A 22299-nucleotide genomic window follows, 5' to 3' on the forward strand; every position below is an offset into this window, starting at 1 on the left:
CGGGCGGCGGACCCCCACCCCCGACCACACGACATGCAAGGACGCACTGACATGACCACCCTCACGGGGCTCGAGTTCCGCCCCCTCGTCGTACCCGCCTCCATCGACGCACCGGATGCCGCCGACTTCGTGGAGATGGTGCGCGTGCGCAACCTCATCTACCGCGAGATCTCCGGGCACGACGACCACGGGATCACCGCGGACGAGCTGCTCCCCCACTACCGGCCTTCCGAATACGAGACCCGGCTCAGCTGGGTGATCGTCGACGACGGCGCGATCGTCGGCCGCGTCGGCCTCGACGTCCCGCACGAGGACGGCTCGACCGCCGCGTTCTGGCTCATCGAGCTGCTGCGCGAGACGTGGGGCCGTGGCATCGGATCCGCGGCCTACGAGCTCGTCGAGCGCACCGCCCGCGAACACGGTCGCACCGTGCTGCAGTCGTGGGCTGAGCACCCGGCCGCGCCCGGCCCGCAGCTCGCACCGCCCACCGGCTTCGGCGAGATCCCCGAGGACCACGTCGCCCGGTTCTACCTCCGGCACGGATACAGGCTCGAACAGGTCGAGCGCAACAGCGCCTTCGACCTGACGGGCTCATTCGCCGGCGTCGAGCGACTCCTCGCCGAGGCGCAGGCCGCATCGCCCGCCTACCGCGTCGTCCAGTGGTCTGCGCCGACCCCCGACGAGTACGTCGCCGGCTACGCCTGGATGAAGTCCCGCATGTCGACGGATGCCCCCGCCGCGGCCCTCGAATTCGACGAGGAGACGTGGGATGCTGCGCGCATCGCCGAGCACGACGGGCGATACACCTCGTCCGGGCGCACGATCCTGGTCACGGCGGCACAGCACATCGAGACCGGTGAGCTGTGCGCGTTCAACGAGCTCGTGATCGGCAAGGATCACACCGAGGCGACGCACCAGGAGGACACCTTGGTCCTCAAGGAGCACCGCGGGCACAAGCTCGGAACGCTCGTGAAGTGCGCGGGGCTCCTGTCGTGGCGCGAGATCGCGCCGGACTCGAAGCGAGTCATCACCTACAACGCAGAGGAGAACCGGCCGATGCTGGACATCAACGAGGCGATCGGCTTCGTGCCGATCGCGTACGAAGGTGCATGGAAGAAGGTGCTCGATGACTGACCTGGCCGAAACCGGCGTCGTGACCGTCCAGCGGATCGTCGTCCCCGAGACGGCGGACGCCCCGGATGCCCGCGTGTTCCTCGAGATGGTGCGGATCGACAACGCGGTCTGCCTCGAGGACGCCGGACACGACTACCTGCACGAGGAGCCCGACGAGGTGCTCGGGTTCTGGCAGGACCAGACCGACTGGACGCAGCTCGGCTTCGCCGCACTGCGGGCTGACGAGGTGCTCGGGGCCGTGAAGCTCATGATCTCGAACGAGGCGGATGCCAGCACGATCGAGTTCGACCTGATGATCGATCCGCCGCACCGCGGTCGTGGTCTCGAGGAGCGGCTCCTCGCCGAGGTCGAGCGGGAGGCGCGCGAGCGCGGCCTCGCCACGATCCAGACATGGACACTGCATCGACCGGATGCTGCGGGCCCGCGCCTTCAGCCCTCCACGGGTTGGGGCGCCGTCCCTGCCGACGACGCGCAGACGAAGTTCCAGCTGGCGAGCGGCTTCACGCTCGAGCAGGTGGAGCGCAACAGCGTGTTCGATCTGACCGGCGACCTCGCCCTCGTGCAGCGCATGCTCGCGGACGCCGTCGCGGTCGCGGGTGAGGAGTACCGGCAGATCCAGTGGACGTCGCCGACGCCGCCGGAGTACGTCGACGGGTTCGCCTACGCGCTGTCCCGCATGTCCACCGACGTGCCGGCCGGCGGCCTCGTCATCGACGAGCAGCACTGGGACGCGGCGCGGGTCGAGCGCCGCGATGCCCGTCTCAAGGCACAGGGGCTCACTGTCTCGGTCGCGGCCGTGCTCCACGTGCCGACGGGGCGGGTCGCCGCATACAACGAGCTCGTGATCGGCGAGGACCGCTCCGGCGCGACGCAGCAGTACGGCACGCTCGTCGTGAAAGAGCACCGCGGCCATCGCCTCGGAACGATCGTCAAGTGCGCGAACCTGCTGCGCTGGCGCGACCTGGTACCGGAGTCGCCGCGGGTCTCGACGTTCAACGCCGAGGAGAACCGCCACATGCTCGACATCAACGAGTCCATCGGCTTCGTGCCCGCCTCGTACGCCGGCGCATGGAAGAAGGTGCTCGAACTCTGATCTCCGGCGTCCGCCGGAGTCGACTCAGTCGTGTGCCGTGCTCGGTTCGTCCACACCCGGGCGCGGCACTCGCTGGCAATGCGCACAGAAGTGACTCGAGCGATTCGTGAACGACACGCGCACGATCGGTCGGCCGCACCGGGGGCACGGCTCTCCGGTGCGGCCGTACGCGTTGAGCGAGTGGGCGAAGTACCCCGCTTGCCCATTGACGTTGACGTACTGCGCGTCGAAACTGGTGCCGCCTTCTGCCAGCGCCTTATCGAGGACGTGGCGCACTTCGCCGAGCAGGCGGTTCACGGCGCGGGTCGGCAGAGCGCGGGCGGGCGTCTCGGGGTGTATGCGCGCGGCCCACAGCGACTCGTCGGCGTAGATGTTGCCGACTCCGCTGACGACCGTCTGGTCGAGCAGCACGCGCTTGATCGCCGAGTCCTTGCGCGCGAGGGCACGCCGGAACCCGGAATCCGAGAACGCCGGATCGAGAGGATCGCGTGCGATGTGCGCCACCTGCGCGGGGACGGATGCCTCGCCCCACCCGTGACCGCCGGGTGCGCCGTCGGGCGTGGCGATCAGGTCGTCGATCGCGAGCGAGCCGAACGTGCGCTGGTCGGCGAAGACGACCGAGAGCTCGCCGTGCGTCGGATGTGCGAGGTCGATGCGCACGCGCTCGTGCCGCTCAGCGGGGGCGCCCGGAGCACGCAAAAGCATCTGCCCGCTCATGCCGAGGTGGCCGATCACCGCCTCCTCGGAGGGAGTGCCATCAGCGTCCGACCGCAGCGGAAGCCACAGGAATTTGCCGCGCCGGGCGGCGGCGCTGACGACACGCCCGGTGAGCCGCGACTCGAAGTCGGAGCCGCCGCCGGTGTGTCGCGTCAGCGCGCGTTCGTCGAGCACGGTGACGCCCACCACGAGCGCGCCGGTCACGGCAGGGGCGAGGCCGGCGCGGACGACCTCGACCTCGGGAAGCTCAGGCACGCCCGCTGAGTGCGCGCCACGCCGTGAGCGCGGCCGCCATCTCGGCATGCTTCTTGCTCGTGCCCGCGCCCTCCGCCGAGAGTTCGCCCACCGTCACGGTCGCGGTGAAGCGCCGGTCATGGTCGGGTCCCGTCGAGGTGACTTCGTACGCGGGGGGCAGCAGCCCGGCGTGCGCGGCGAGCTCTTGCAGCGCCGTCTTCGGATCCATCGCCGCACCGTAGCGCTCCGGGTCCGCGAGCAGCGGCTCGACGAGCCGCAGCACGAGTCCGGTGGCGGCATCGGATCCGTTCGACAGGTATGTCGCCCCGAAGATCGCCTCCATGGTGTCGGCCAGGATCGAGTCCTTGTCGCGTCCGCCGGTGAGGATCTCGCCGCGGCCCAGCTTGAGGTGCGCACCCAGGCCGATGCCCCGGGCGATCTCGGCGAGAGCCACCGTCGAGACGACGCTGGCGCGCCGCTTCGCGAGTGCGCCCTCTTCGAGCTCGGGATGCCCGGTGAACAGACGCACCGTCACAGCCAGGCCGAGCACGGAGTCCCCGAGGAACTCGAGACGCTCGTTGTGCGGGACCTGTCCGTTCTCATACGCCCAGGAACGATGTGTCAGCGCCAGCGACAGAAGCTCGGGGTCGATATCGACTCCGAGCTTCTGTGTGAGGTCTGAGAGCGTGTTCCGCTCCGCTGCGACGTCTGTCACGTCAGACCGTGCGCGACGATCAGACGTCGGCGACCTTGCGGCCCTTGTACTCGAGGAACAGCTCGGTGCCCTGCGAGTCCGTGACGACCTTCGCCTGGTGCGGACGGCTGTAGACGGTCTTGCCGTTCTCGACGGTCTTGACGAGCGTGGGGGCCTCGGCCTTCCACTGCGCGCGACGCGAGCGAGTGTTGGAGCGGGAGACCTTCCGCTTCGGGGGGTTACCTGCCATGGCTAGCTCTCTTCTGTGTTCTCGACGCCGCTGTCAACCGCGGGGGCGCGGTGCATCGTCGTCGTGGCTCGTGGTGAAGTCCTGGAGCGCGGCCCATCGTGGATCGAGAGGCCCGCTCTGCGGCGTTCCGGCGTTCTCGGCCAGTCGCTCACCCGTGACCGGATCTAGTCCGGGGCAATCCGGCTGGCACACCGGCTGAAACGGAAGCGACAGGACGACCGCTTCCCTGACCAGAGTTTCAAGATCCACGTGGTCGTCTTGAACCTCGAAGTCAGTTTCTTCCTCCCCAGGATACGCGAAAAGCTCCTGAAACTCGACTTTGAGCCCTTCGGCGATGTCGATGAGGCAGCGACTGCAGATGCCGGCGTACTCGGTGTCGATTTCTCCGGACACGAGAATGCCCTCGTGCACCGACTCGAGGCGCACGTCGATGACGACCGGCTCGCCCTCGGCGACCGAGACGAGTCCCTCGCCCCACTTCTCGGGAGCAGGGGCCTCGATGGTGTGCTCGCGCATCTCTCCGGAACGGTGGGCGATGTCTCGGATCGGGATGACGAACGGACCCGTCACATGCTTTCTGACCACGGTTCCAGCCTAGCCGCGGTTTCTGGTCAGATGCCGCGCGCGCCGGTGTCGAGGAATCGCGCCACGGCCGGCGGCACGAACGGCGACACGTCTCCCCCGAGCGACGCGACTTGCCGCACCAGCGAGCTCGAGACGAGGGCGTGCGCCGGATCGGGCAGCAGGAACACCGTCTCGACGTGCGCGAGGTGGCGGTTCACGATCGCCATCGGCGTCTCGTACGCCACATCGACCTGCGACCGGATGCCCTTGACGAGCACGCCGGCCCCGACATCCGTCGCGTAGTCCACCAGCAGGCCCATGCTCCACGAGGCGACGATCACGTCGCCCTCGATCTCGGCCTCCGCGATCGACTGCTCGAGCAGCGACTGGCGCTGCGCGATGGGGAGCATCGCCTCCTTGCCGGGGTTGTGCACGACCAGCACATGAAGCTCGTCGTACAGCGAGGCGGCGCGCCGGATCACGTCGAGATGACCGAGGGTCGGCGGATCGAACGATCCCGGGACGACGGCGATCCGGCTGCTCATGCGGTCCAGCCTAGTGGGCCGTCCCCAGGGCCTCCGACGCGTCAGTTCTTGGCGAGCGCCGCGCGCTCCGCCATGCCGACGTTGCGCTCGAGAGCGGCGGCGAGCCCGGGATGCCGCAGCAGTGCGGGATCCTCGGCGAGCAGCTTCTCGGCCGCCACCCGCGCTTCGGAGATGATGTCCGCGTCCTTCACGACCCGCAGCAGTCGCAGCGACGACCGTGCCCCGGACTGCGCATCGCCGAGCACATCGCCCTCGCCCCTCAGCTCGAGGTCGATCTCCGCAAGGGCGAAGCCGTCGAGGGTGGAGGCCACGGCTTCCACGCGCTCGCGGGCGGGGCTGCCGACCGGAGCCTCTGTCACGAGCAGGCAGAGCCCCGGGATTCCGCCGCGCCCCACGCGCCCGCGCAGCTGGTGCAGTTGCGACACGCCGAACCGATCGGCCTCGAGGATCGCCATCGTCGAGGCGTTCGGCACGTCGACGCCGACCTCGACCACGGTCGTCGCCACGAGCACATCGATGTCGCCACGGGCGAAGGCCTGCATGACCGCATCCTTCTCGTCCGACGGCATCTTGCCGTGGAGGACCTCGACGCGGATTTCCGAGAACGACGGATGCCGCGACAGCAGGTCGGCGACCTGGACGACGCCCCAGCGGGTCCGGCTCGCCTCGCCTCCCGTGTCGCCGGCGGGCTCGTCGGCGGTGTCGTCCTTGGTGAGCTTCTCGGCGTCGATGGCGGCGCACACGACGAACGCCTGCCGGCCCTGGGCGACCTCTTCGGCGACGCGCTCCCACACCCGCGCGAACCAGCCCGGACGTTCGGCGAGCGGCGCGACGAAGGTCTCGATGCCCGCGCGGCCGGCGGGCATGGTGCGGATGGTCGACACGTCGAGATCGCCGAACACCGTCATCGCCACAGTGCGCGGGATGGGCGTCGCGGTCAGCACGAGCGCATGGGGTGACGACCCCTTGGCGCGCAGCGACTCGCGCTGCTCCACGCCGAAGCGGTGCTGCTCGTCGACCACGACGAGACCGAGGTCGGCGAAGGTCGTGCTCTCGCTCAGGAGCGCGTGCGTCCCGACGACGATGAGCGCCTGTCCGGAGGCGGCGCGCAGCGCCGCCTTGCGGCGTTCGGCCGCCGGGAGCTGCCCGGTGAGGAGCGTGGGCATGAGCTCGGGGGCGAGCTTCGGCCCCAGCATCCGTGCGATCGACCGAACGTGCTGCGCGGCAAGGACTTCGGTCGGCGCGATCAGGGCGGACTGACCACCGGACTGCGCGACCTGGAGCATGGCGCGCAGCGCGACCAGCGTCTTGCCGGAGCCGACCTCGCCCTGGACGAGGCGGTTCATGGGCCAGTCGCCATGCAGGTCGCGCGCGACGTCGTCGCCGACCGTGATCTGGTCGGGGGTCCGTGGGAACGGCAGGCCCTCGTCGAATCGCTCGAGCAGCGTTCCCGGAGCACGCCTGGTCGCCGACAGCGCACGGACGAACTGCCGCTGCTGCAGGAGCGCGACCTGCAGGACGAAGGCCTCCTGCATGCGCAGCGTGGCGCGCGCGGGGTCGATCTGCTCGAAGTCGGTGGGGCGGTGGATGTGTTCGATGGCGGACCGGGCCTCTATGAGTCCGTGCCGTGCGCGCAGCTCGTCGGTGAGCGGCTCGGGCACCTCGCCGAGTCCGTCGAGGACGAGTTCGACGATCTTCTGCAGCTGCCAGCTCGCGACCGTGCTCGTCGCCGGGTAGATCGGGATGGGCAGATTGGCGTTCGCCTGCACCTTCAGCCTCGCCGTGTCGGCATCTTCGAACAGCTCGTAGTCGGGGTGGGCGAGCTGCTGGACACCCTTGTAGATGCCCACCTTGCCCGCGAAGATCCCCTGCCTGCCCGGCTGCAGGTCACGCACGCGCCACGACTGGTTGAAGAACGTCAGCGACATCTCGCCGTTGCCGTCGCTGATCACGACCTCGAGCAGCGACCCGTTCCGGTTCTTCATGCGCCGCTCGCTGACGCGGCGAACCTCGGCGACGATGGTCACCGGCTCGCCGAGCGGCAGTGTCGAGATCGGCGTCAGCTCGCCGTGGCGCGCGTAGCGGCGGGGATAGTGGACCAGCAGATCGCCGACGGTCGTCATGCCGAATGCGCGCTCGAGGGCCGCCGCGGTCTTTCCGCCGATCGCGCCGCCGAGGCTCGAGTCGAGGGTGAAGGAGGCCACGCCACGAGTCTAGGAGCGACCGGCGACGTCCCGTGCGCTAGCCGAAGATGGACTCCACGATCTCGGAGAGGAACGCGCGCCCGTTGCGGTTCACCGTGGAGAGGTAGATCCAGACCCCGTCGCGCGCGACGATCATCTCCTCGGTGTCGGTCCCCTGTCCGGGGAGCACGCAGAACTCCGCACCGAAGTCATCCGACACCTGGCATGTGTAGCCCTGTGCGGGGAGGTCGGCGACCGCGGCGGTGACGGCCTCCGCCGTCGCGATGCTGATGAGCAGCAGCATTCCGGTCGCATCGCCGACGATCCAGTCACAGCCCAGCGCGAGCGTCGCGCCATCGGGAGCCGGCCGCACGAAGCCCTCACCGTTGCTCTGCAGCGTCATGTCACCGACCGCCGCCTGCCACGTCGCGGGCGTCGCGAGGTTGTTGCAGTCGGTCGGCAGCGCGACCGGTGCGGGCTCGGTCGGCGTCGGTGTCGACGACGGGCTCGGAGACGCCGAAGGCGATGCCGAAGTCGTCGGCGACGTCGTCGGAGATCCGCCGCCGCTCGCGCATCCCGCGAGCACGAATGCAGCCGCGACGAACGCGATCACCGCCGATGAAACCCCGGTCCCGCTGCGATTCATCTCGACCCCCATCGATTCCGGGCTCCCCCACTCGCGATCATAGGGGCGCGCACGACCGGGCCGCATGGGGCGGGCCGATATCGTGGGAGGGTGACGCGCATCATCGCCGGCCGTGCGGGCTCGCTCATGCTCGACGTGCCCGAGGCCGGCACCCGGCCCACGAGCGATCGTGTGCGCGAGTCCCTGTTCGGCGCACTGGAGTCCGCGGACGCTCTCCGCGGCGCCGCCGTGCTCGACCTCTATGCCGGCTCGGGCGCACTCGGGCTCGAAGCGGTCAGTCGCGGTGCGGCTTGTGCCGACCTCGTGGAGAAGTCCCCGCGGGCCGCGACCATCGTCCAGCGCAACGCGGGCAGGGTGAGCAAGGCCGTGGGAACCGGCACCACGATCCGCGTGCATCGCGCGTCGGCCGACTCCTTCCTGCGGTCGGCCCGCGGCCCGTTCGACGTGGTCTTCCTCGATCCGCCCTACGACCTCGGCGAGACCGAGCTGTCCTCGACCCTGGCGCTGCTCGTGCCGGTCCTCTCCGCCGGGGCCGATGTGGTGATCGAGCGCGCCACGCGCTCCCCCGAGCCGAGCCTGCCCGACGGACTCGTCGCCACGCGCTCGAAGCGCTACGGCGACACCGTGATGTGGTGGGCGACCACCGCCGGCTGATCTGAAGCATCCGGCCGATGCCGGATCAGCCGGTGCCGGAATCCCAATCGCGGTAGGGGTCCCAGCCGCCGCGGCGGTCGTGAGGCCGGCCGTCGACGAGCACGGCGTCCTGGCCTCGCGCCAGCACCACGCCCACCCGGACGAACCCGTGCGGCAGCGGTCGGTCCGCCGGGAACGTCGCCAGCAGCGCGTGGTCCTCACCGCCGGCGAGTGCCGATGCGATGTCGGGTCCGAGCACCGCTGATTCGAGGGCGATGGTGACATCGGATGCTGCGGCCATGCGCGACGCGTCGAGCACGAGGCCGTCCGACACGTCCATCATCGCCGTCGCCCCCGCGTCGGCCGCCTCGGGACCGAGCCACACGGGAGGCGACGGACGCAGCTGCGCCGCGAGATCGGCGAGCTCCGCGTGGTCGAGCAGGCTCTCGTCGACCGGGACCGGGTGGCCCTCGGCATCCGTGAATCGCTCGAAGAGGATGCCGAGGCCGCGCGCCGCGCGTCCCAGGTCGCCCGCCACCGCGACGAGGTCGCCGGGTTCGGCGCCCGAGCGCAGCACCGGTGCGCGACCCGCGAGAGCCCCCAGGGCGGTCACCGCGATCGTGAGGGTGTCGGAGACCGTGAGGTCGCCGCCTTCGACCCGGCAGCCGGGCGCGAGCTCGCGGCAGGCGGCACGCAGGCCGTCCGCTATGCCGGTGACGAAGGAGAGACGTGTCGCATCGGGCATGGCGAGGGCGACGAGCAGGGCGGTGGGCGTCGCGCCCATTGCAGCGACGTCCGCGAGGTTGACGGCAGCCGCCTTGTAGCCCAGGTCGAACGCGCTCGACCACGCGAGGCGGAAGTCGGGACCGTGGACCAGCGTGTCGACGGTCGCCACGACGCGGCCGTCCGCGGCGGCGATCACGGCCGCATCGTCGCCCGGTCCGACGAGGGCGTTCGATTCGCCGAGGCGCTCGAGGATGCGCCGCAGGATGCGCCCCTCGCTGAGCTCGCCCACCGTCGGATCCATGCGCTCGTCGACCACACGACCACGCTACCGGTGCCGGCGTCGTCCGCCGCGCCGCCGGGTTAGCCTGGAACGGTGCGTGTTCTCCCCTTCCTGATTGCGTTCGGGCTCACGATGGCGGCTGCCGTCGGCGTGACGGGGTGCACCACCACCGTCGACCTGGATCCCGCGGAGGCCGCGAACGACCCGCTCTGCGCGGAGGTCACCTCGAATCTTCCGGGAACGGTCAGCGGTCAGGCGCGCCGGTGGACCGACGCACAGGCGACGGGCGCGTGGGGCGATCCGGCGAAGGTGCTGCTCACGTGCGGTGTCGCGCCTCCGGGACCGACCACCCTCCCCTGCCAGGACGTCGCAGGCGTCGACTGGATCATCGACGACTCCGATGCGCCGCGCTTCCGCGTGACCACGTTCGGCCGCACCCCCGCCGTGGAGATCTACCTCGACACGACCGCCGACGAGAACGGCGACGGCGTGTCGAGCCGCGACGTGCTCGACGCCTTGTCGCCGATCGTCAGCGTGCTGCCGGTCGACGGCCGGTGCCTCGATCGCAGCGAGGCGACCCCCGCTCCCTGAGGCCCCGGCTCAGCGAGCCGCGCGGACGACGACCGTCTGCCGGGCGCGCTCGAGTGCAGTGTCGATGAGCTCGGTGATGAGCTCGGGGTACGACAGCCCCGACGCGATCCAGCACTTCGGGAACATGGAGATCGGCGTGAACCCCGGCATCGTGTTGAGCTCGTTGACGTAGAGCCCGTCCGCGGCGAGGAAGAAGTCGACGCGCGCGAGCCCCTTGCCGTCGACCGCTTGGAAGGCACGGATGCCGAGCGCCTGGATGGCGGCGATCTCGCCGTCGGTCAGGTCGGCGGGGCAGACCACCTCGGCACCGTCGCCACCGAGGTACTTGCCCTCGAAGTCGTAGAACTCGCGCGTCGTGAGCACGATCTCGCCGGGCAGCGATGCGCGCGGAGCGGCGCCGCCGCGGCCTTCGAGGATGGCGACCTCGACCTCGCGGCCGACGATCGCCGACTCGATGAGCACCTTGTCATCCTCGGCGAACGCGAGGGCGAGCGCCGCATCGAGCTCCGAGGCGTCGTGGACCTTCGAGACGCCGACGCTCGAGCCGGCGCGCGCGGGCTTCACGAACGACGGCTCACCGAGGGTCGCAGCGTCCGCTCGGACACCCTCCGGGTCGCGCTCCCAGCGCTCCTGCGTCACGGTGACCCAGGGGGACACGGGCACGCCCGCCGCCTGCAGGACGATCTTCATGAAGTGCTTGTCCATGCACAGCGCGGAGTCGAGCACGCCGCCGCCCGCGTACGGGATCTCCAGCGTGTCGAAGTAGCCCTGGATCGTGCCGTCCTCGCCGTGAACGCCGTGGAGGATCGGGAGCACGACGTCGAGGGCGCCCAGGTCGTCGACGGTTCCATCGGCGCGGCGCACGCGCAGTTGGCGGTCGCCGACCTCGGGCCACAGCACACGGGTGCCGTTGTCGACGACCTCCGGAAGCCGTTCCGCGTCGAGGGCGAACTTGTCGGGGTCGTCGTCCTCGAGGACGAACACGCCGTCCCGCGTGATCCCGACGGGGATCACGCGGTAGTTGTCACGGTCGATCGCCCGCAGCACCCCGCCCGCCGTTGCGGAACTGATCGAGTGCTCGCTGGATCGACCGCCAAAGAGCACCGCCACCGCCGGCTTGTCCATTCGTCGTCCTCTCGCCCTGGGGGGTGTCGTCATCGGTCGTGAGATGCGGCGCGATGTCGCGAGGGTTCATTGTGCCGTCGAGCACCATCTTCACCTGCTCGACGATGGGCATCTGCACGCCCACCTCCCGCGCCAGCTGCAGGATGGGCGCGACGGACGCGAGCCCCTCCGCCGTCTGGTTCATCTGCTTCACGACGTCGTCGAAGCGATAGCCCTGGCCGAGCAGTCGCCCGGCGGTGTTGTTGCGGCTGAGCGGCGACTGGCACGTCGCGATGAGGTCGCCGAGTCCGGCGAGACCCTGCAGCGTCTCGTGCTGGGCGCCGAACGCCACCGCGAAGTCCGTCATCTCGACGAGGCCGCGCGTGATGATCGAGGCCTTCGTGTTCTCGCCGTAGCCGACGCCGTCGACGATGCCGATCGCCACCGCGATCAGGTTCTTGAGCACGCCACCGAACTCGGTGCCGATCACGTCGGTGTTGACGAACGTGCGGAAGTACTTGTTGCGCGCGCGCCGGGCGACGGCCTCTGCCGTCTCCTGGCTCGTCGAGGAGATGACGGCCGCGGTCGGCTGCTCGCTGGCGATCTCGAGGGCGAGGTTGGGGCCGGAGGCGACCGCGATGCGCGCGGGGTCGCAGTGCAGCTCCTGCTCGATCACCTGGCTCATGCGCAGGCCCGTACGCCGCTCGACACCCTTCATGAGCGACACGATGGGCGCGTCACTCTGCGAGATCAGCGGGCGGACCGCTTTCAGGTTCTGGCGCACCGCCTGGCTCGGGATCGACAGGTAGATCTGCTCGGCGCCCTCGAGCGCCTCCGACAGGTGGTGGGTCGCGTGCATGTCGCGCGGCAGGTTGATGCCGGGGAGGTACTCGCTGTTGCGTTTGCCCTCCTGGATCTCGCTCGCGAGCTCGGGGCGGCGTGCCCACATCGTGACGTGGGCACCGCCGTCGGCCAGGATCTTGCCGAACGTCGTGCCCCAGCTGCCCGCGCCGACGACGGCGACGCGCGGGCGCGCGGCATCCTGCCTACGGCTCAAGGCGCCCCGTCTCCTTCTGGCCGTGATCGGCCGGGTTCCAGCGCTCCGCGGGTGCGGGCTCGCCGCGCAGCTGAGAGAGAAGGCCCGAGATGTCGGCCATCACGGCGTCCGTCGCCTCGACGAGCGCGGTCTGCGACGAAGGCGCCCCGGTGTACGCCGAGAGGTCCACCGGGTCGCCCACGATCACGCGCACGCGGCGGCGCAGCGGCCACAGCTTGAGCTTGCCGTAGCGCGGGAGCACCTGCTGGGCGCCCCACTGCGCCATGGGGATCACCGGGATGCCTCCCGCCAGCGCGAGGCGGACGGCTCCGGTCTTGCCACGCATGGGCCAGAGGTTCGGCTCGCGGGTGAGCGAGCCCTCCGGGTAGACGATCACGCCGCGACCGTGCCGCACGAGCGTCTCCGACGCCTCGAGCGTGGCGCGCGCCGCGGCGGCCGACGTCGCCCGCGCGACCGGCACCATCCCCGTGATGCGCAGCACCCAGCCCAGCACCGGCACCCGGAACAGGCTCTCCTTCGCCATGAACCGGGGCGCACGACCCAACCGCCACACGGCGAGGGCGACCACGAGCGGATCGATCTCGCTCATGTGGTTCGGAGCGAGGACGTAGGCGCCATCGCGAGGGAGTTTCCTGCCGTCTTCGATCTCCAGTTTGAAGAGCAGGCTCAGCAGCGGCACGAGGAGGCCGGCCAGTGGCCAGAAGGCGCTCGGTCGCGTCTTCTCGGCCGACGCGCGCGGACGATCAGTGGACACCGGGTTATCCGATGACGTCGAAGTCGGCGCCGAGCTGGTCGAGCTTGGCGAAGAACTTCTCGTAGCCGCGACGGATGATCCCTACGTTGCGTACGACCGACTCCCCCTCGGCGGCCAGTGCCGCGATCACGTAGCTGTATCCGCCGCGGAGGTCGGGCACGACCACATCGGCGCCGTGGAGAGGTGTCGGGCCGTTGATCACGGCGGCCTGCTCGAGGGCTCGGCGGGGAACGCGGCGACCGGGCGCATCGATGCCGTCGCGGTGCACGACGATGTCGGCCCCCATGAGGTTCAGCGCCTCGGTGAATCCGAGCCGGTTCTCGTACACGGTCTCGTGCACGGTCGACTCCCCCTCGGCCTGGGTGAGCGCGACGATGAGCGGCTGCTGCCAGTCGGTCATGAAGCCGGGGTGCACATCGGTCTCGACGACGACGGGCTTCAAGGCCCCGCCGCGGCGGAACTGGATGCCATCCTCGCGGACGTCGAACCATCCGCCGGCCTTGCGGAAGACGTTGAGGAAGGTCAGCATCTCCTGCTGGCGCGCTCCGCCGACGAAGATGTCGCCGTCGGTCGCCAGCGCCGCGCACGCCCACGAGGCGGCCTCGTTGCGGTCGAAGATCGCGCGGTGGTCGTACCCGCGCAGCGAGTCGACCCCCTCGATGAAGATGACGCGGTTCGGCTCGTACGAGATGATCGCGCCCATCTTCTGGAGCACCGCGATGAGATCCATGATCTCGGGCTCGATCGCGGCGTTGCGCAGTTCCGTCACGCCTTTGGCGCGCACGGCCGTGAGCAGCACCTGCTCGGTCGCGCCGACGCTCGGATACGGCAGCTCGATGTTCGCGCCGTGCAGCCCGTCGGGCGCGGTGATCCGGATGCCCTCGTAGCTCTTGTCGACGACGGCGCCGAAGGCGCGCAGCGCGTCCATGTGGAAGTTGATCGGGCGATCCCCGATGCGGCAGCCGCCGAGGTCCGGGATGAGCGCCTCACCGAGCAGGTGCAGCAGGGGTCCGCAGAACAGGATCGGGATGCGGGAGGCCCCGGCGTGCGCGTCGATCTCCTCGAAGTGGGCTGCGACGGCCCCACTCGGGTCGAGGTGGATCGTGCCCTCCTCCTCGCCGTCCACGACGCGCACGCCGTGGACTTCGAGAAGGGAGCGGACCACCTGGACGTCGCTGATGTCGGGGACGTCGCGCAGCGTGCTGGCGGTCTCTCCGAGCAGCGCCGCGACCATCGCCTTCGTGACGAGGTTCTTGGCACCCTTGACCTCGACGCGCCCCGTCAGCGGTCGCCCGCCCCGGATCGCGAGGACTTCGCCGGTCCGTTCCTGCTCTCCCGCTTCGGCAGTGGTGCTTTCGCCGGCGGCGACGTTCAGGAGCGGCTTCATCCGGTGGTCCTCACTTGGTGTGCAGAGGGGGCTTGCGACGGTCGGGTGCCCGGGGTCTGGGCGCCCGGCCCGGCTTACGGAACGGGAAGTGTCCGCGGCCGCCACGCCTCTCGGCGAGCCTCGAACTGCGCGATCTTGTCTGCGTCGCGCAGCGTGAGCCCGATGTCGTCGAGCCCTTCGAGAAGCCGCCACCTAGTGTAATCGTCGATCTCGAAAGGGAGCTCCAGCGCGCCGATGCGCGCGGTGCGGGCGTCGAGGTCGACCGTCATCGAGACGCCGGGATCCGCCTCGATGGCGCCCCACGCGGCCTCGAGGTCGGCCTCGGAGATCACTCCGGCGACGAGTCCCTGCTTGCCCGCGTTCCCGCGGAAGATGTCGGCGAACCGCGGGCTCAGCACGACCTTGAACCCGAAGTCGCGCAGCGCCCACACCGCGTGCTCGCGGCTCGAGCCGGTGCCGAAATCAGGACCGGCGACGAGGATGCTGGCACCCGCGTACGCCGCCTGGTTGAGCACGAACTCGGGGTCCTGGCGCCAGCTGGCGAACAGGGCGTCCTCGAAGCCCGTCTTGGTGACGCGCTTCAGGTAGACCGCCGGGATGATCTGGTCGGTGTCGACCGCGGAGCGCTTCAGCGGCGCGGCGATGCCGGTGTGCGTCGTGAACTTCTCCATGTCAGGCCTCCGTGCCCTCAGCTGCGGCCGCGACGGGCGCGGGAAGATCGCCCGGGCTCGCGAGGCGGCCCATGACGGCGGTGGCGGCGGCGACGAGCGGCGAGACGAGGTGCGTACGGCCGCCCTTGCCCTGACGGCCCTCGAAGTTGCGGTTGCTCGTGGAGGCGCAGCGCTCCCCGGGAGCGAGCTGATCGGGGTTCATGCCGAGGCACATCGAGCACCCGGCGAAGCGCCACTCGGCGCCGAAGTCTTCGAAGATCTTGTCGAGGCCCTCGGCCTCCGCCTCGAGGCGCACCCGAGCCGAGCCCGGGACGACCATGACGCGCACGCCGTCCGCCTTCGTGCGGCCCTCGATGACGGATGCGAACGCACGGAGGTCCTCGATGCGGCTGTTCGTGCACGAGCCCATGAACACGGCGTCGACGGGCACCTCTTTGAGCGGCGTGCCGGGCACGAGATCCATGTACTCGAGCGCGCGCTCGGCTGCGGCACGCTCGTTGGGGTCGGCGAAGTCCCCCGGTGAGGGGACGGACGCGCTCAGCGAGACGCCCTGGCCAGGATTCGTGCCCCACGTCACGAACGGCTCGAGCTCGGCGGCGTCGAGGAACACCTCGGCGTCGTAGACCGCGCCCTCGTCGCTGGGCAGCGTCCGCCAGTAGGCGACGGCGTCGTCCCAGTCCTGACCGGTCGGCGCGTGCGCACGGCCCTTCACGTACGCGAAGGTGGTCTCGTCGGGGGCGACCATCCCGGCGCGGGCGCCGGCCTCGATCGACATGTTGCAGATCGTCATGCGGCCCTCCATGGAGAGGGACCGGATGGCGCTGCCGCGGAATTCGAGCACGTAGCCCTGCCCGCCGTTCGCGCCGATCTTGGCGATGATAGCCAGCACGATGTCCTTGGCCGTGACGCCGGGCCTCAGCTCGCCCTCGACCGTGATCGCCATGGTCTTGAAGGGCTTGAGCGGCAGCGTCTGCGTCGCGAGCACGTGCTCGACCTCGCTGGTGCCGATGCCGAACGCCATCGCGCCGAACGCGCCGTGCGTGGAGGTGTGCGAGTCTCCGCAGACGACCGTGATGCCCGGCATGGTCAGCCCCAGCTGCGGTCCGACGACGTGGACGATGCCCTGCTCCTTGTCACCGAGCGAGTGCAGTCGCACACCGAACTCGGCGGCGTTGCGGCGGAGCGTCTCGATCTGCGTGCGGCTGGTGAGGTCGGCGATCGGCTTGTCGATGTCGAGCGTAGGGGTGTTGTGGTCCTCGGTCGCGATCGTCAGGTCGAGGCGCCGCACCGGGCGGCCCTCCCCACGCAGACCGTCGAAGGCCTGGGGGCTGGTGACCTCGTGCACCAGGTGCAGGTCGATGTAGATCAGGTCCGGCTGACCGTCTTCGCCGCGGACGACGACATGGTCGTCCCACACCTTCTCGGCGAGGGTGCGGGGACGGTCGGGGATGCCGGATGCATCGGTCGTGCTCATAGCTAGTCGTTCTCCTCTGTGGGACTGCGCCCGAAAGGGGTGGGGCCCGCGACGAACTCCGCGACGAGGGAGGCCTGGGGACTAGGACTCGTCGCGGCCGCTAAGGAGAAGGCGAGCGATCCGCACGTGCCCAGGCTACCACCGCCGATGCGGGCACCCGCGCCGCCGCCGTCATCTGCCGTCTCTCCCCTCGCGTGCGCACCTCGGGCCGCCGACGACGGTCGGCGGCCCGAGGACAGGGCTGACGGAAGGCGATCAGAGAGCGTCGTCCGAACGGGGCTGGTCGACGGTGGGAGGGGTGCCCTTCTCGTCCGCCACGACGGCGGCCGCAGCATCCGCGGTCGGCATCTTCTTCTCCCGCGCGGAGGCGACAAGGCTCGCCACCGTCGCCACCAGCATCGAGACGATGATGACGCCGAGCGACATCCACGTCGAGATCTCGGGCGCCCACTCGATGGGCTCGCCGCCGTTGATGAACGGCAGCTCGTTGACGTGCATGGCGTGGAAGACGAGCTTCAGACCGATGAAGGCGAGGATGAACGCGATGCCGTAGTGCAGGTAGCGGAGGCGATCCAGCAGGTCGCCGAGGAGGAAGTAGAGCTGGCGCAGACCCATGAGCGCGAAGATGTTCGCGGTGAACACGATGAACGCGCTCTGGGTGATGCCGAAGATCGCGGGGATCGAGTCGATCGCGAACAGCAGGTCGGTCACGCCGATCGCCGCGAACACGATGATCATCGGCGTCCACATCTTCTTGCCGTCCACGACGGTGCGGATCTTCGCGCCGTCGTAGTGATCACTGATGTCGATCGTGCGGCGCAGCATCCGCACCACGAAGTTCTCCTGCTTCACGTCGGAGTCGTGGTCGCCGCCGGGGAAGGCCTGGCGCCAGGCCGTCCAGACGAGGAACGCGCCGAAGATGTAGAAGACCCAGCTGAACTCCTCGATCACGGCGGCGCCGACCATGATGAAGATGCCGCGCAGCACGAGGGCGATGATGATGCCCACCATCAGGACTTCCTGCTGATAGCGTCGCGGAACCGCGAACTGGCTCATGATCAGCACGAAGACGAAGAGGTTGTCGATCGACAGGCTGTACTCGGTGAGCCAGCCTGCGACGAACTGTCCGGCGTACTCGGGCCCGGCGACGATCCACATGATGCCTGCGAAGATGAGCGCGAGGGTCACGTAGAAGACGACCCAGAGCGTCGATTCACGCGTCGAGGGGATGTGGGGCCGCTTGAGGATGAGCAGCAGATCGGCGATCAGGATCAGGGTGAGGATCACGAGTGATCCGATTTCGAACCACAGCGGGAGTTCGAGGTCCATGGAGGGCCTTTCGAAGGGGATGTGAGCGGGGTCGGTGGAATCCGAAAGTCTCTCCCCCGCCGGCTGAGCGCCTGCGGCGCGCACCCGGGGTCGCTCTGTCGGGACCCGTGATGACGGATGCGCGGTGTCGGGATACTCCCTCTCGCTCGCAACAGACTACAGGGTCGGCGCGGCGCGACCGGCGCCCGTGAGACGATCCGGTCGGTGCGGACACTCACACGGTGAGAGACAATTCGGAGGATGGGGATGACGGGCGAGGACCTGCCGGGCGACGCCGAGCTCGTGGTGCTGGCTGCGGGCGGGAGCGAGCACGCCTTCCGCACGCTGTACCGGGCGTACGTGCGCCCGGTGTACTGGCTGGCGCACGGGCTCGTCGGCAATCCGGCGGATGCCGAGGAGGTCACGCAGGAGACGTTCCTCGCCGCCTGGCGCAAGCTCCCCGACCTCGACCTGGCCGGCGATTCACTGCTGCCCTGGCTCGCGACGATCTGCCGGTTCCAGTCGGCGAACCGCATCCGCCGGCAGCGGCGCGACCGCGAACACACCGGGGCTGCAGCCGACGAGACCCTGCCCTCGACGGTCGACGTCGAGCAGCAGGTGATCGGCGACAGCCTCGCCGAGGCGATCCTGCACGAGGTCGCCGGCCTCGGCGAGCTCGATCGCGCCATCTTCCGGCTCTGCGCGACCGAAGGCTACGCGTATCAGGCGGCCGCCGACGAGCTCGGCGTCGCACACGGTGTGGTCCGCAACCGTCTCTCCCGCATCCGCACCCGTCTGCGGACCGTCGTGAAGGAGAGCACATGAGCACGCAGTCCCCGGGTCCCGACACCCCGGCATCCCTCCCCGAACTCAGTTCCGAGCGCATCGACGAGATCGAGGACGCTCTCTTCGCCGACATCGCACGGGAGCGGGCACGCCAGTCCGCCCGGCGCACGCGGCGAGGACGCCTCTGGATCGCCGGCGGCGCCGCCGCCGCGGTGATCGCCGTCGCGGCCGTGATCGCGCCGGCCGTGGGCTCGCTGGTCAGTCCCTCGGGTGCCACGGGCGACGAATCCGCCGTCGCTCCCGTCGCTCCGGCCGACTCCGGTGCCGGCACGTACACGGACGAGTCCTCGGGCGCCGACACGCGCGAGTCCGCACCGCTTACGGTCGCACCCGGCACCGCCGGTGACACCGCTGCCGGCTCGACGGCGGCGGATCGCGACATCATCACCACGGCTTCCGCGACGGTCACTGCCGACGAGGTCGACGTGGCCGCACGTGCCATCGCCAACTCCGCGGTCGCGCACGGCGGCTATGTCGAATCGATGAGCGTCGGAAGCGACGGCACGGTGTACCCGGTGAGTCCCACCGACGGCGGCATCGTCTACGACACCATGCCCTATCCGTATCCGACGGACGGCGCGTGGATCACCGTCCGCGTTCCCGCCGACCAGCTGCAGCGCGTCGTCGACGAGCTCGACGACGTGGGCGAGGTGACGTCGACCAACCTGTCCCGTCAGGACGTCACCGAGCAGACCGTGGATCTCGAGGCCCGCATCGACGCGGCCCAGGCCTCGGTGGACCGCCTCACCGAGCTGATGGCGCAGGCGCAGAGCGTCGCGGATCTCATCGCCGCGGAGTCCGCGCTCTCGGAGCGTCAGGCGACCCTGGAGTCGTATCAGCAGCAGCTCGAGATGCTCGACGACCAGGTCGCGATGTCGACGCTGTCGGTCACGGTCGTCCCTGAGGTGGAGGCCGTGACCGCGGATCCCGCCGGGTTCGGCGACGGCCTCGCCGCCGGCTGGAACGGCCTCGTCGCCACGCTCAACGGCATCGTCGTCGCCCTGGGCTTCCTCCTCCCCTGGCTCGCCGTGGCCGCGGTCGCCGCGCTCATCGTCTGGGGCATCGTACGGCTCGTCCGCGGTCGCCGGAGTCGGCGGACGGATGCTGCAGCCCCCGCGTCGCCGACCGTCGACGCGGACCGTTCCAGCGACTCGCCGGGATGACGGTCTCGGCGCCGTCCGCCCCTCAGGGAGTCTCGACCCGGCCGTGGTGCCGCGCCACGGCCGGGTCGACAGGCGGCGCAGTTACGGTGTGAGGGTGACCCGCACCCGCTTCCCCGCCTCCGTCTACGGCACCGGCGACGAGCCGGACGCGCGCTTCAGCCTCGCGAACGAGCGGACGTTCCTCGCGTGGAACCGCACCGCTCTCGCGCTCATCGCGGGAGGGGTCGCCCTGGAGGCGCTGGGGCTCGACCTGCAGCCGGGACTGCGGCTCGCAGCATCCGTCATCCTCATCGTCGCGGGACTGCTCCTCCCCGCCCTCGCCTGGCGCGAATGGGGACGCACGGAGCGGGCGCTGAGGGCGGGCTCACCAATGCCGGGATCCGCGACGAGCATCGCCCTCGCCACCACGATCGTGGTCGTCGGCGTGCTCGTGCTGCTCGGTGTGATCCTGCGATGACCGAACGGCGGATCTTCGATCCGGGCCTGCAGCCCGAGCGCACGGAGCTCGCGTGGCGGCGCACGGCCCTCGCGATCGGCGTCGCCTCGCTGCTCGCCCTGCGGATCCTGCCGGCGACCACGCCGCGACCCGAGCTTGCTCCGGTGCTGCTGCTGCCGGGCATCCTCGGTCTCGCGTTCGCCGTAGTGCTCTGGGCCTGCGCCGGCGCCCGGCATCGCCGCGTCACCCGGGCCCTGCTCGACGACCGGCCCGACCGGCTGCCCGGCGCCGGCCTGCTCCTGCTGCTGACGGCGTTCGTCATCGCGTGCGGCCTGGTGGCGGCCGTCGTGATCGCGCTGCCCCGCCTCATCTGAGCGGAACCGAAAGACGCCCCGGTCCAGCTGGACCGGGGCGTCGATGGTGACCCCAGCGGGATTCGAACCCGCGTTACCGCCGTGAGAGGGCGGCGTACTAGGCCGCTATACGATGGGGCCGTACAGCGCGCCGCAACCGAGGCTGCGGCGTTGTTGCCTGACTGGTGACCCCAGCGGGATTCGAACCCGCGTTACCGCCGTGAGAGGGCGGCGTACTAGGCCGCTATACGATGGGGCCGTTCAGGCAACCGTTCGATTATGCCACGGGCCACATGCCCTCTCCAAATCGGCCCGGGCACCGGCGCGCCGCCCGCTCATCGCTTGCTCCGACGACGCCGTGACGCTTGACTCGACCCATGCGAGTCACGAAGTTCGAGCACGCCACCCTCACCCTCGTCGACACCGGCAGCACGGTCGTCATCGACCCCGGGTCGTTCACCGCCCCGCTCGGAGAGCTCGAGGGCGTCGTCGCGATCGTCATCACGCACGAGCACCCCGACCACTGGACGCCCGACCACCTGGACCGCATCCTCCAGGCTTTCCCGGGAACACCGATCTTCGCCCCCGATGGCGTCTCCAAGGCGGCCGAGGGCTACGACGTCACGATCGTCCATCCGGGCGACGTCGTCGACGTCGAGCCGTTCCGCCTCGAGTTCTTCGGCGGCCGGCACGCGGTGATCCACGAGTCGATCCCGGTCGTCGACAACGTCGGAGTGCTCGTGAACGACGAGTTCTACTACCCCGGGGATTCGTACGCCGTGCCGAAGGGCCGCCCGGTCAAGCTGCTGGCATCTCCGGTCGGCGCCCCGTGGCTCAAGATCGGCGAGGCGATGGACTTCGTACTCGCCGTCGCGCCGCGGCGCGTCTTCGGCACGCATGACATGACGCTGTCGGTCGCGGGACGGGACATGGGTCGCGCGCGCCTGGGCTGGGCGGCCGAACAGAACGGCGGGGAGCTCCTCGCGCTGAACCCCGGAGACAGCACCGACATCTGAGCCGGATGCGCCGGCACACCCCGGCAGAACGCGGACGACGGATGCCGCAGCGGCTTCGACCCGCGGCATCCGTCGACACGCTTCTCCCGCGGCCCTGCGACCGCGCCCTCTTCAGGTTCTCACTGGGCGTCGAGGTCCGTCTCGAGCAGAGCGACCAGAGCGTCCAGCGCCTCTTCGGCGCCGTCGCCGTCGGCCTTGAGGGTCACGACGGTCCCCTGCGAGGCGCCGAGGCCCATCAGCGACAGGATGCTGCCCGCGTTGAGGTCGGCACCGCCCTCGACCGCGATCGTGACCGGGACGGGCTGCGCCTGCACGGCCTGCACGAAGAGCTTCGCGGGGCGGGCGTGGAGTCCCGAGCTGCTGGCGATGGTGGCCTGACGTTCTGCCATGGTTCTCTCCTGTCTGTGTCGGACCTCGGCGGTCGACGATTCCGATTCTGG

25 protein-coding genes and 2 tRNA genes are annotated in these 22299 nt (G+C 70.1%); 9 read left to right on the top strand and 18 right to left on the bottom strand.

The features are described from left to right. Window positions 1–51 precede the first annotated feature (51 nt). Together RS82_RS07170 and RS82_RS07175 are read left to right on the top strand one after the other, a co-directional pair. The gene (locus tag RS82_RS07170) at window positions 52–1134 is read left to right on the top strand and encodes a GNAT family N-acetyltransferase (RefSeq protein ID WP_045297909.1); all 1083 of its coding nucleotides are present in this window, start codon (window positions 52–54) and stop codon (window positions 1132–1134) included. Further along, window positions 1127–2227, top strand: coding sequence for a GNAT family N-acetyltransferase (locus RS82_RS07175; RefSeq protein WP_045297910.1), 1101 nt, complete (start codon window positions 1127–1129; stop codon window positions 2225–2227). Before RS82_RS07170 ends, RS82_RS07175 begins: the two co-directional genes overlap by 8 nt. A 24-nt stretch (window positions 2228–2251) precedes the next feature. Here RS82_RS07175 and mutM read toward each other — a convergent pair whose 3' ends face one another. Genes mutM through RS82_RS21335 form a run of 7 tightly spaced genes read right to left on the bottom strand, consistent with a single transcriptional unit; the run spans window position 2252 to window position 8060 of the window. Further along, on the bottom strand, window positions 2252–3199 hold the full coding sequence (gene mutM / locus RS82_RS07180; protein ID WP_045297911.1) for a bifunctional DNA-formamidopyrimidine glycosylase/DNA-(apurinic or apyrimidinic site) lyase: 948 nt from the start codon (window positions 3197–3199) through the stop codon (window positions 2252–2254). Next, window positions 3192–3893 (bottom strand): ribonuclease III, encoded by a 702-nt coding sequence (gene rnc, locus RS82_RS07185; protein ID WP_045297912.1) that lies wholly within the window; start codon window positions 3891–3893, stop codon window positions 3192–3194. The genes mutM and rnc overlap by 8 nt, the downstream gene beginning before the upstream one ends. A gap of 19 nt (window positions 3894–3912) precedes the next feature. Next, window positions 3913–4122 (bottom strand): 50S ribosomal protein L32, encoded by a 210-nt coding sequence (gene rpmF, locus RS82_RS07190; protein ID WP_045297913.1) that lies wholly within the window; start codon window positions 4120–4122, stop codon window positions 3913–3915. Window positions 4123–4155: 33 nt separating this feature from the next. Continuing rightward, the gene (locus RS82_RS07195; protein ID WP_045297914.1) at window positions 4156–4692 is read right to left on the bottom strand and encodes a YceD family protein; all 537 of its coding nucleotides are present in this window, start codon (window positions 4690–4692) and stop codon (window positions 4156–4158) included. Window positions 4693–4733: 41 nt separating this feature from the next. Further along, window positions 4734–5231: a pantetheine-phosphate adenylyltransferase gene (coaD, locus tag RS82_RS07200; RefSeq protein ID WP_045297915.1), complete on the bottom strand. Its 498-nt coding sequence runs from the start codon at window positions 5229–5231 to the stop codon at window positions 4734–4736. 41 nt (window positions 5232–5272) lie between these two features. After that, window positions 5273–7435, bottom strand: coding sequence for an ATP-dependent DNA helicase RecG (locus RS82_RS07205; RefSeq protein WP_045297916.1), 2163 nt, complete (start codon window positions 7433–7435; stop codon window positions 5273–5275). A 37-nt stretch (window positions 7436–7472) separates the two neighbouring features. Continuing rightward, window positions 7473–8060 (bottom strand): hypothetical protein, encoded by a 588-nt coding sequence (locus tag RS82_RS21335; RefSeq protein ID WP_157005457.1) that lies wholly within the window; start codon window positions 8058–8060, stop codon window positions 7473–7475. A gap of 90 nt (window positions 8061–8150) precedes the next feature. Here RS82_RS21335 and rsmD point away from each other — a divergent pair, with 90 nt between their 5' ends. Further along, a complete protein-coding gene (gene rsmD / locus RS82_RS07220) occupies window positions 8151–8714 on the top strand; it encodes a 16S rRNA (guanine(966)-N(2))-methyltransferase RsmD (RefSeq protein WP_045297919.1) in 564 nt (187 codons plus the stop codon). 25 nt (window positions 8715–8739) lie between these two features. On the opposite strand, the gene thiL is transcribed toward rsmD, so the two are convergent. Continuing rightward, entirely contained in the window at window positions 8740–9720 is a 981-nt protein-coding gene (gene thiL / locus RS82_RS07225) for a thiamine-phosphate kinase (protein ID WP_045298006.1), read from the bottom strand. A gap of 72 nt (window positions 9721–9792) precedes the next feature. Here thiL and RS82_RS07230 point away from each other — a divergent pair, with 72 nt between their 5' ends. After that, window positions 9793–10290 carry a DUF3515 family protein gene (locus RS82_RS07230; RefSeq protein WP_245619540.1) on the top strand — a complete coding sequence of 166 codons (498 nt, stop codon included), beginning with the start codon at window positions 9793–9795 and terminating at the stop codon, window positions 10288–10290. A 9-nt stretch (window positions 10291–10299) separates the two neighbouring features. Here the strand turns inward: RS82_RS07230 and RS82_RS07235 are convergent, their stop codons facing one another. From RS82_RS07235 to RS82_RS07265, 7 genes are all read right to left on the bottom strand, one after another. After that, on the bottom strand, window positions 10300–11415 hold the full coding sequence (locus RS82_RS07235) for a D-alanine--D-alanine ligase family protein (protein ID WP_045297920.1): 1116 nt from the start codon (window positions 11413–11415) through the stop codon (window positions 10300–10302). Continuing rightward, window positions 11315–12451 (bottom strand): NAD(P)H-dependent glycerol-3-phosphate dehydrogenase, encoded by a 1137-nt coding sequence (locus RS82_RS07240; RefSeq protein WP_045297921.1) that lies wholly within the window; start codon window positions 12449–12451, stop codon window positions 11315–11317. The genes RS82_RS07235 and RS82_RS07240 overlap by 101 nt, the downstream gene beginning before the upstream one ends. Further along, window positions 12441–13205: a lysophospholipid acyltransferase family protein gene (locus tag RS82_RS07245; protein ID WP_045297922.1), complete on the bottom strand. Its 765-nt coding sequence runs from the start codon at window positions 13203–13205 to the stop codon at window positions 12441–12443. Before RS82_RS07245 ends, RS82_RS07240 begins: the two co-directional genes overlap by 11 nt. A 4-nt stretch (window positions 13206–13209) precedes the next feature. Further along, window positions 13210–14592: a UDP-N-acetylglucosamine 1-carboxyvinyltransferase gene (gene murA, locus RS82_RS07250; RefSeq protein WP_245619541.1), complete on the bottom strand. Its 1383-nt coding sequence runs from the start codon at window positions 14590–14592 to the stop codon at window positions 13210–13212. A 74-nt stretch (window positions 14593–14666) separates the two neighbouring features. Further along, complete coding sequence (gene leuD / locus RS82_RS07255) at window positions 14667–15263, bottom strand: 3-isopropylmalate dehydratase small subunit (protein ID WP_045297923.1); 597 nt, start codon at window positions 15261–15263, stop codon at window positions 14667–14669. A gap of 1 nt (window position 15264) precedes the next feature. Continuing rightward, window positions 15265–16737, bottom strand: coding sequence for a 3-isopropylmalate dehydratase large subunit (leuC, locus tag RS82_RS07260; RefSeq protein WP_045297924.1), 1473 nt, complete (start codon window positions 16735–16737; stop codon window positions 15265–15267). Between the two features lie 255 nt (window positions 16738–16992). After that, a complete protein-coding gene (locus RS82_RS07265; protein ID WP_045297925.1) occupies window positions 16993–18066 on the bottom strand; it encodes a TerC family protein in 1074 nt (357 codons plus the stop codon). Window positions 18067–18312: 246 nt separating this feature from the next. Between RS82_RS07265 and RS82_RS07270 the strand changes: the two genes are divergently transcribed. From RS82_RS07270 to RS82_RS07285, 4 genes are all read left to right on the top strand, one after another. After that, the gene (locus RS82_RS07270) at window positions 18313–18870 is read left to right on the top strand and encodes an RNA polymerase sigma factor (RefSeq protein WP_045297926.1); all 558 of its coding nucleotides are present in this window, start codon (window positions 18313–18315) and stop codon (window positions 18868–18870) included. Continuing rightward, window positions 18867–20054, top strand: coding sequence for a DUF4349 domain-containing protein (locus tag RS82_RS07275; RefSeq protein WP_045297927.1), 1188 nt, complete (start codon window positions 18867–18869; stop codon window positions 20052–20054). The genes RS82_RS07270 and RS82_RS07275 overlap by 4 nt, the downstream gene beginning before the upstream one ends. 94 nt (window positions 20055–20148) lie before the next feature. Further along, window positions 20149–20511, top strand: coding sequence for a YidH family protein (locus RS82_RS07280; RefSeq protein WP_045297928.1), 363 nt, complete (start codon window positions 20149–20151; stop codon window positions 20509–20511). After that, a complete protein-coding gene (locus RS82_RS07285) occupies window positions 20508–20864 on the top strand; it encodes a DUF202 domain-containing protein (RefSeq protein WP_045297929.1) in 357 nt (118 codons plus the stop codon). The genes RS82_RS07280 and RS82_RS07285 overlap by 4 nt, the downstream gene beginning before the upstream one ends. A gap of 44 nt (window positions 20865–20908) precedes the next feature. On the opposite strand, the gene RS82_RS07290 is transcribed toward RS82_RS07285, so the two are convergent. Continuing rightward, window positions 20909–20984 (bottom strand) — tRNA-Glu (locus RS82_RS07290). A 42-nt stretch (window positions 20985–21026) separates the two neighbouring features. Next, window positions 21027–21102 (bottom strand) — tRNA-Glu (locus RS82_RS07295). Window positions 21103–21220: 118 nt separating this feature from the next. On the opposite strand from RS82_RS07295, the gene RS82_RS07300 reads away from it, so the two are divergent. Beyond that, window positions 21221–21859 (top strand): MBL fold metallo-hydrolase, encoded by a 639-nt coding sequence (locus tag RS82_RS07300; protein WP_045297930.1) that lies wholly within the window; start codon window positions 21221–21223, stop codon window positions 21857–21859. 119 nt (window positions 21860–21978) lie between these two features. On the opposite strand, the gene RS82_RS07305 is transcribed toward RS82_RS07300, so the two are convergent. Beyond that, complete coding sequence (locus tag RS82_RS07305) at window positions 21979–22248, bottom strand: HPr family phosphocarrier protein (protein ID WP_045297931.1); 270 nt, start codon at window positions 22246–22248, stop codon at window positions 21979–21981. Between the last annotated feature and the right edge of the window lie 51 nt (window positions 22249–22299).

This window comes from Microbacterium trichothecenolyticum, assembly GCF_000956465.1.
GTDB lineage: Bacteria > Actinomycetota > Actinomycetes > Actinomycetales > Microbacteriaceae > Microbacterium > Microbacterium trichothecenolyticum.

Excerpts from the sequence above, each read along its gene's own strand:
- murA (WP_245619541.1), bottom strand. The coding sequence starts at position 14,592 with ATGAAGCCGCTCCTGAACGTCGCCGCCGGCGAAAGCACCACTGCCGAA.
- RS82_RS07305 (WP_045297931.1), bottom strand. The coding sequence starts at position 22,248 with ATGGCAGAACGTCAGGCCACCATCGCCAGCAGCTCGGGACTCCACGCC.
- RS82_RS07175 (WP_045297910.1), top strand. The coding sequence starts at position 1,127 with ATGACTGACCTGGCCGAAACCGGCGTCGTGACCGTCCAGCGGATCGTC.
- RS82_RS07300 (WP_045297930.1), top strand. The coding sequence starts at position 21,221 with ATGCGAGTCACGAAGTTCGAGCACGCCACCCTCACCCTCGTCGACACC.
- coaD (WP_045297915.1), bottom strand. The coding sequence starts at position 5,231 with ATGAGCAGCCGGATCGCCGTCGTCCCGGGATCGTTCGATCCGCCGACC.
- RS82_RS21335 (WP_157005457.1), bottom strand. The coding sequence starts at position 8,060 with ATGAATCGCAGCGGGACCGGGGTTTCATCGGCGGTGATCGCGTTCGTC.
- thiL (WP_045298006.1), bottom strand. The coding sequence starts at position 9,720 with ATGGATCCGACGGTGGGCGAGCTCAGCGAGGGGCGCATCCTGCGGCGC.
- RS82_RS07265 (WP_045297925.1), bottom strand. The coding sequence starts at position 18,066 with ATGGACCTCGAACTCCCGCTGTGGTTCGAAATCGGATCACTCGTGATC.
- leuD (WP_045297923.1), bottom strand. The coding sequence starts at position 15,263 with ATGGAGAAGTTCACGACGCACACCGGCATCGCCGCGCCGCTGAAGCGC.
- RS82_RS07275 (WP_045297927.1), top strand. The coding sequence starts at position 18,867 with ATGAGCACGCAGTCCCCGGGTCCCGACACCCCGGCATCCCTCCCCGAA.
- RS82_RS07170 (WP_045297909.1), top strand. The coding sequence starts at position 52 with ATGACCACCCTCACGGGGCTCGAGTTCCGCCCCCTCGTCGTACCCGCC.
- RS82_RS07285 (WP_045297929.1), top strand. The coding sequence starts at position 20,508 with ATGACCGAACGGCGGATCTTCGATCCGGGCCTGCAGCCCGAGCGCACG.
- rpmF (WP_045297913.1), bottom strand. The coding sequence starts at position 4,122 with ATGGCAGGTAACCCCCCGAAGCGGAAGGTCTCCCGCTCCAACACTCGC.
- RS82_RS07235 (WP_045297920.1), bottom strand. The coding sequence starts at position 11,415 with ATGGACAAGCCGGCGGTGGCGGTGCTCTTTGGCGGTCGATCCAGCGAG.
- leuC (WP_045297924.1), bottom strand. The coding sequence starts at position 16,737 with ATGAGCACGACCGATGCATCCGGCATCCCCGACCGTCCCCGCACCCTC.
- RS82_RS07270 (WP_045297926.1), top strand. The coding sequence starts at position 18,313 with ATGACGGGCGAGGACCTGCCGGGCGACGCCGAGCTCGTGGTGCTGGCT.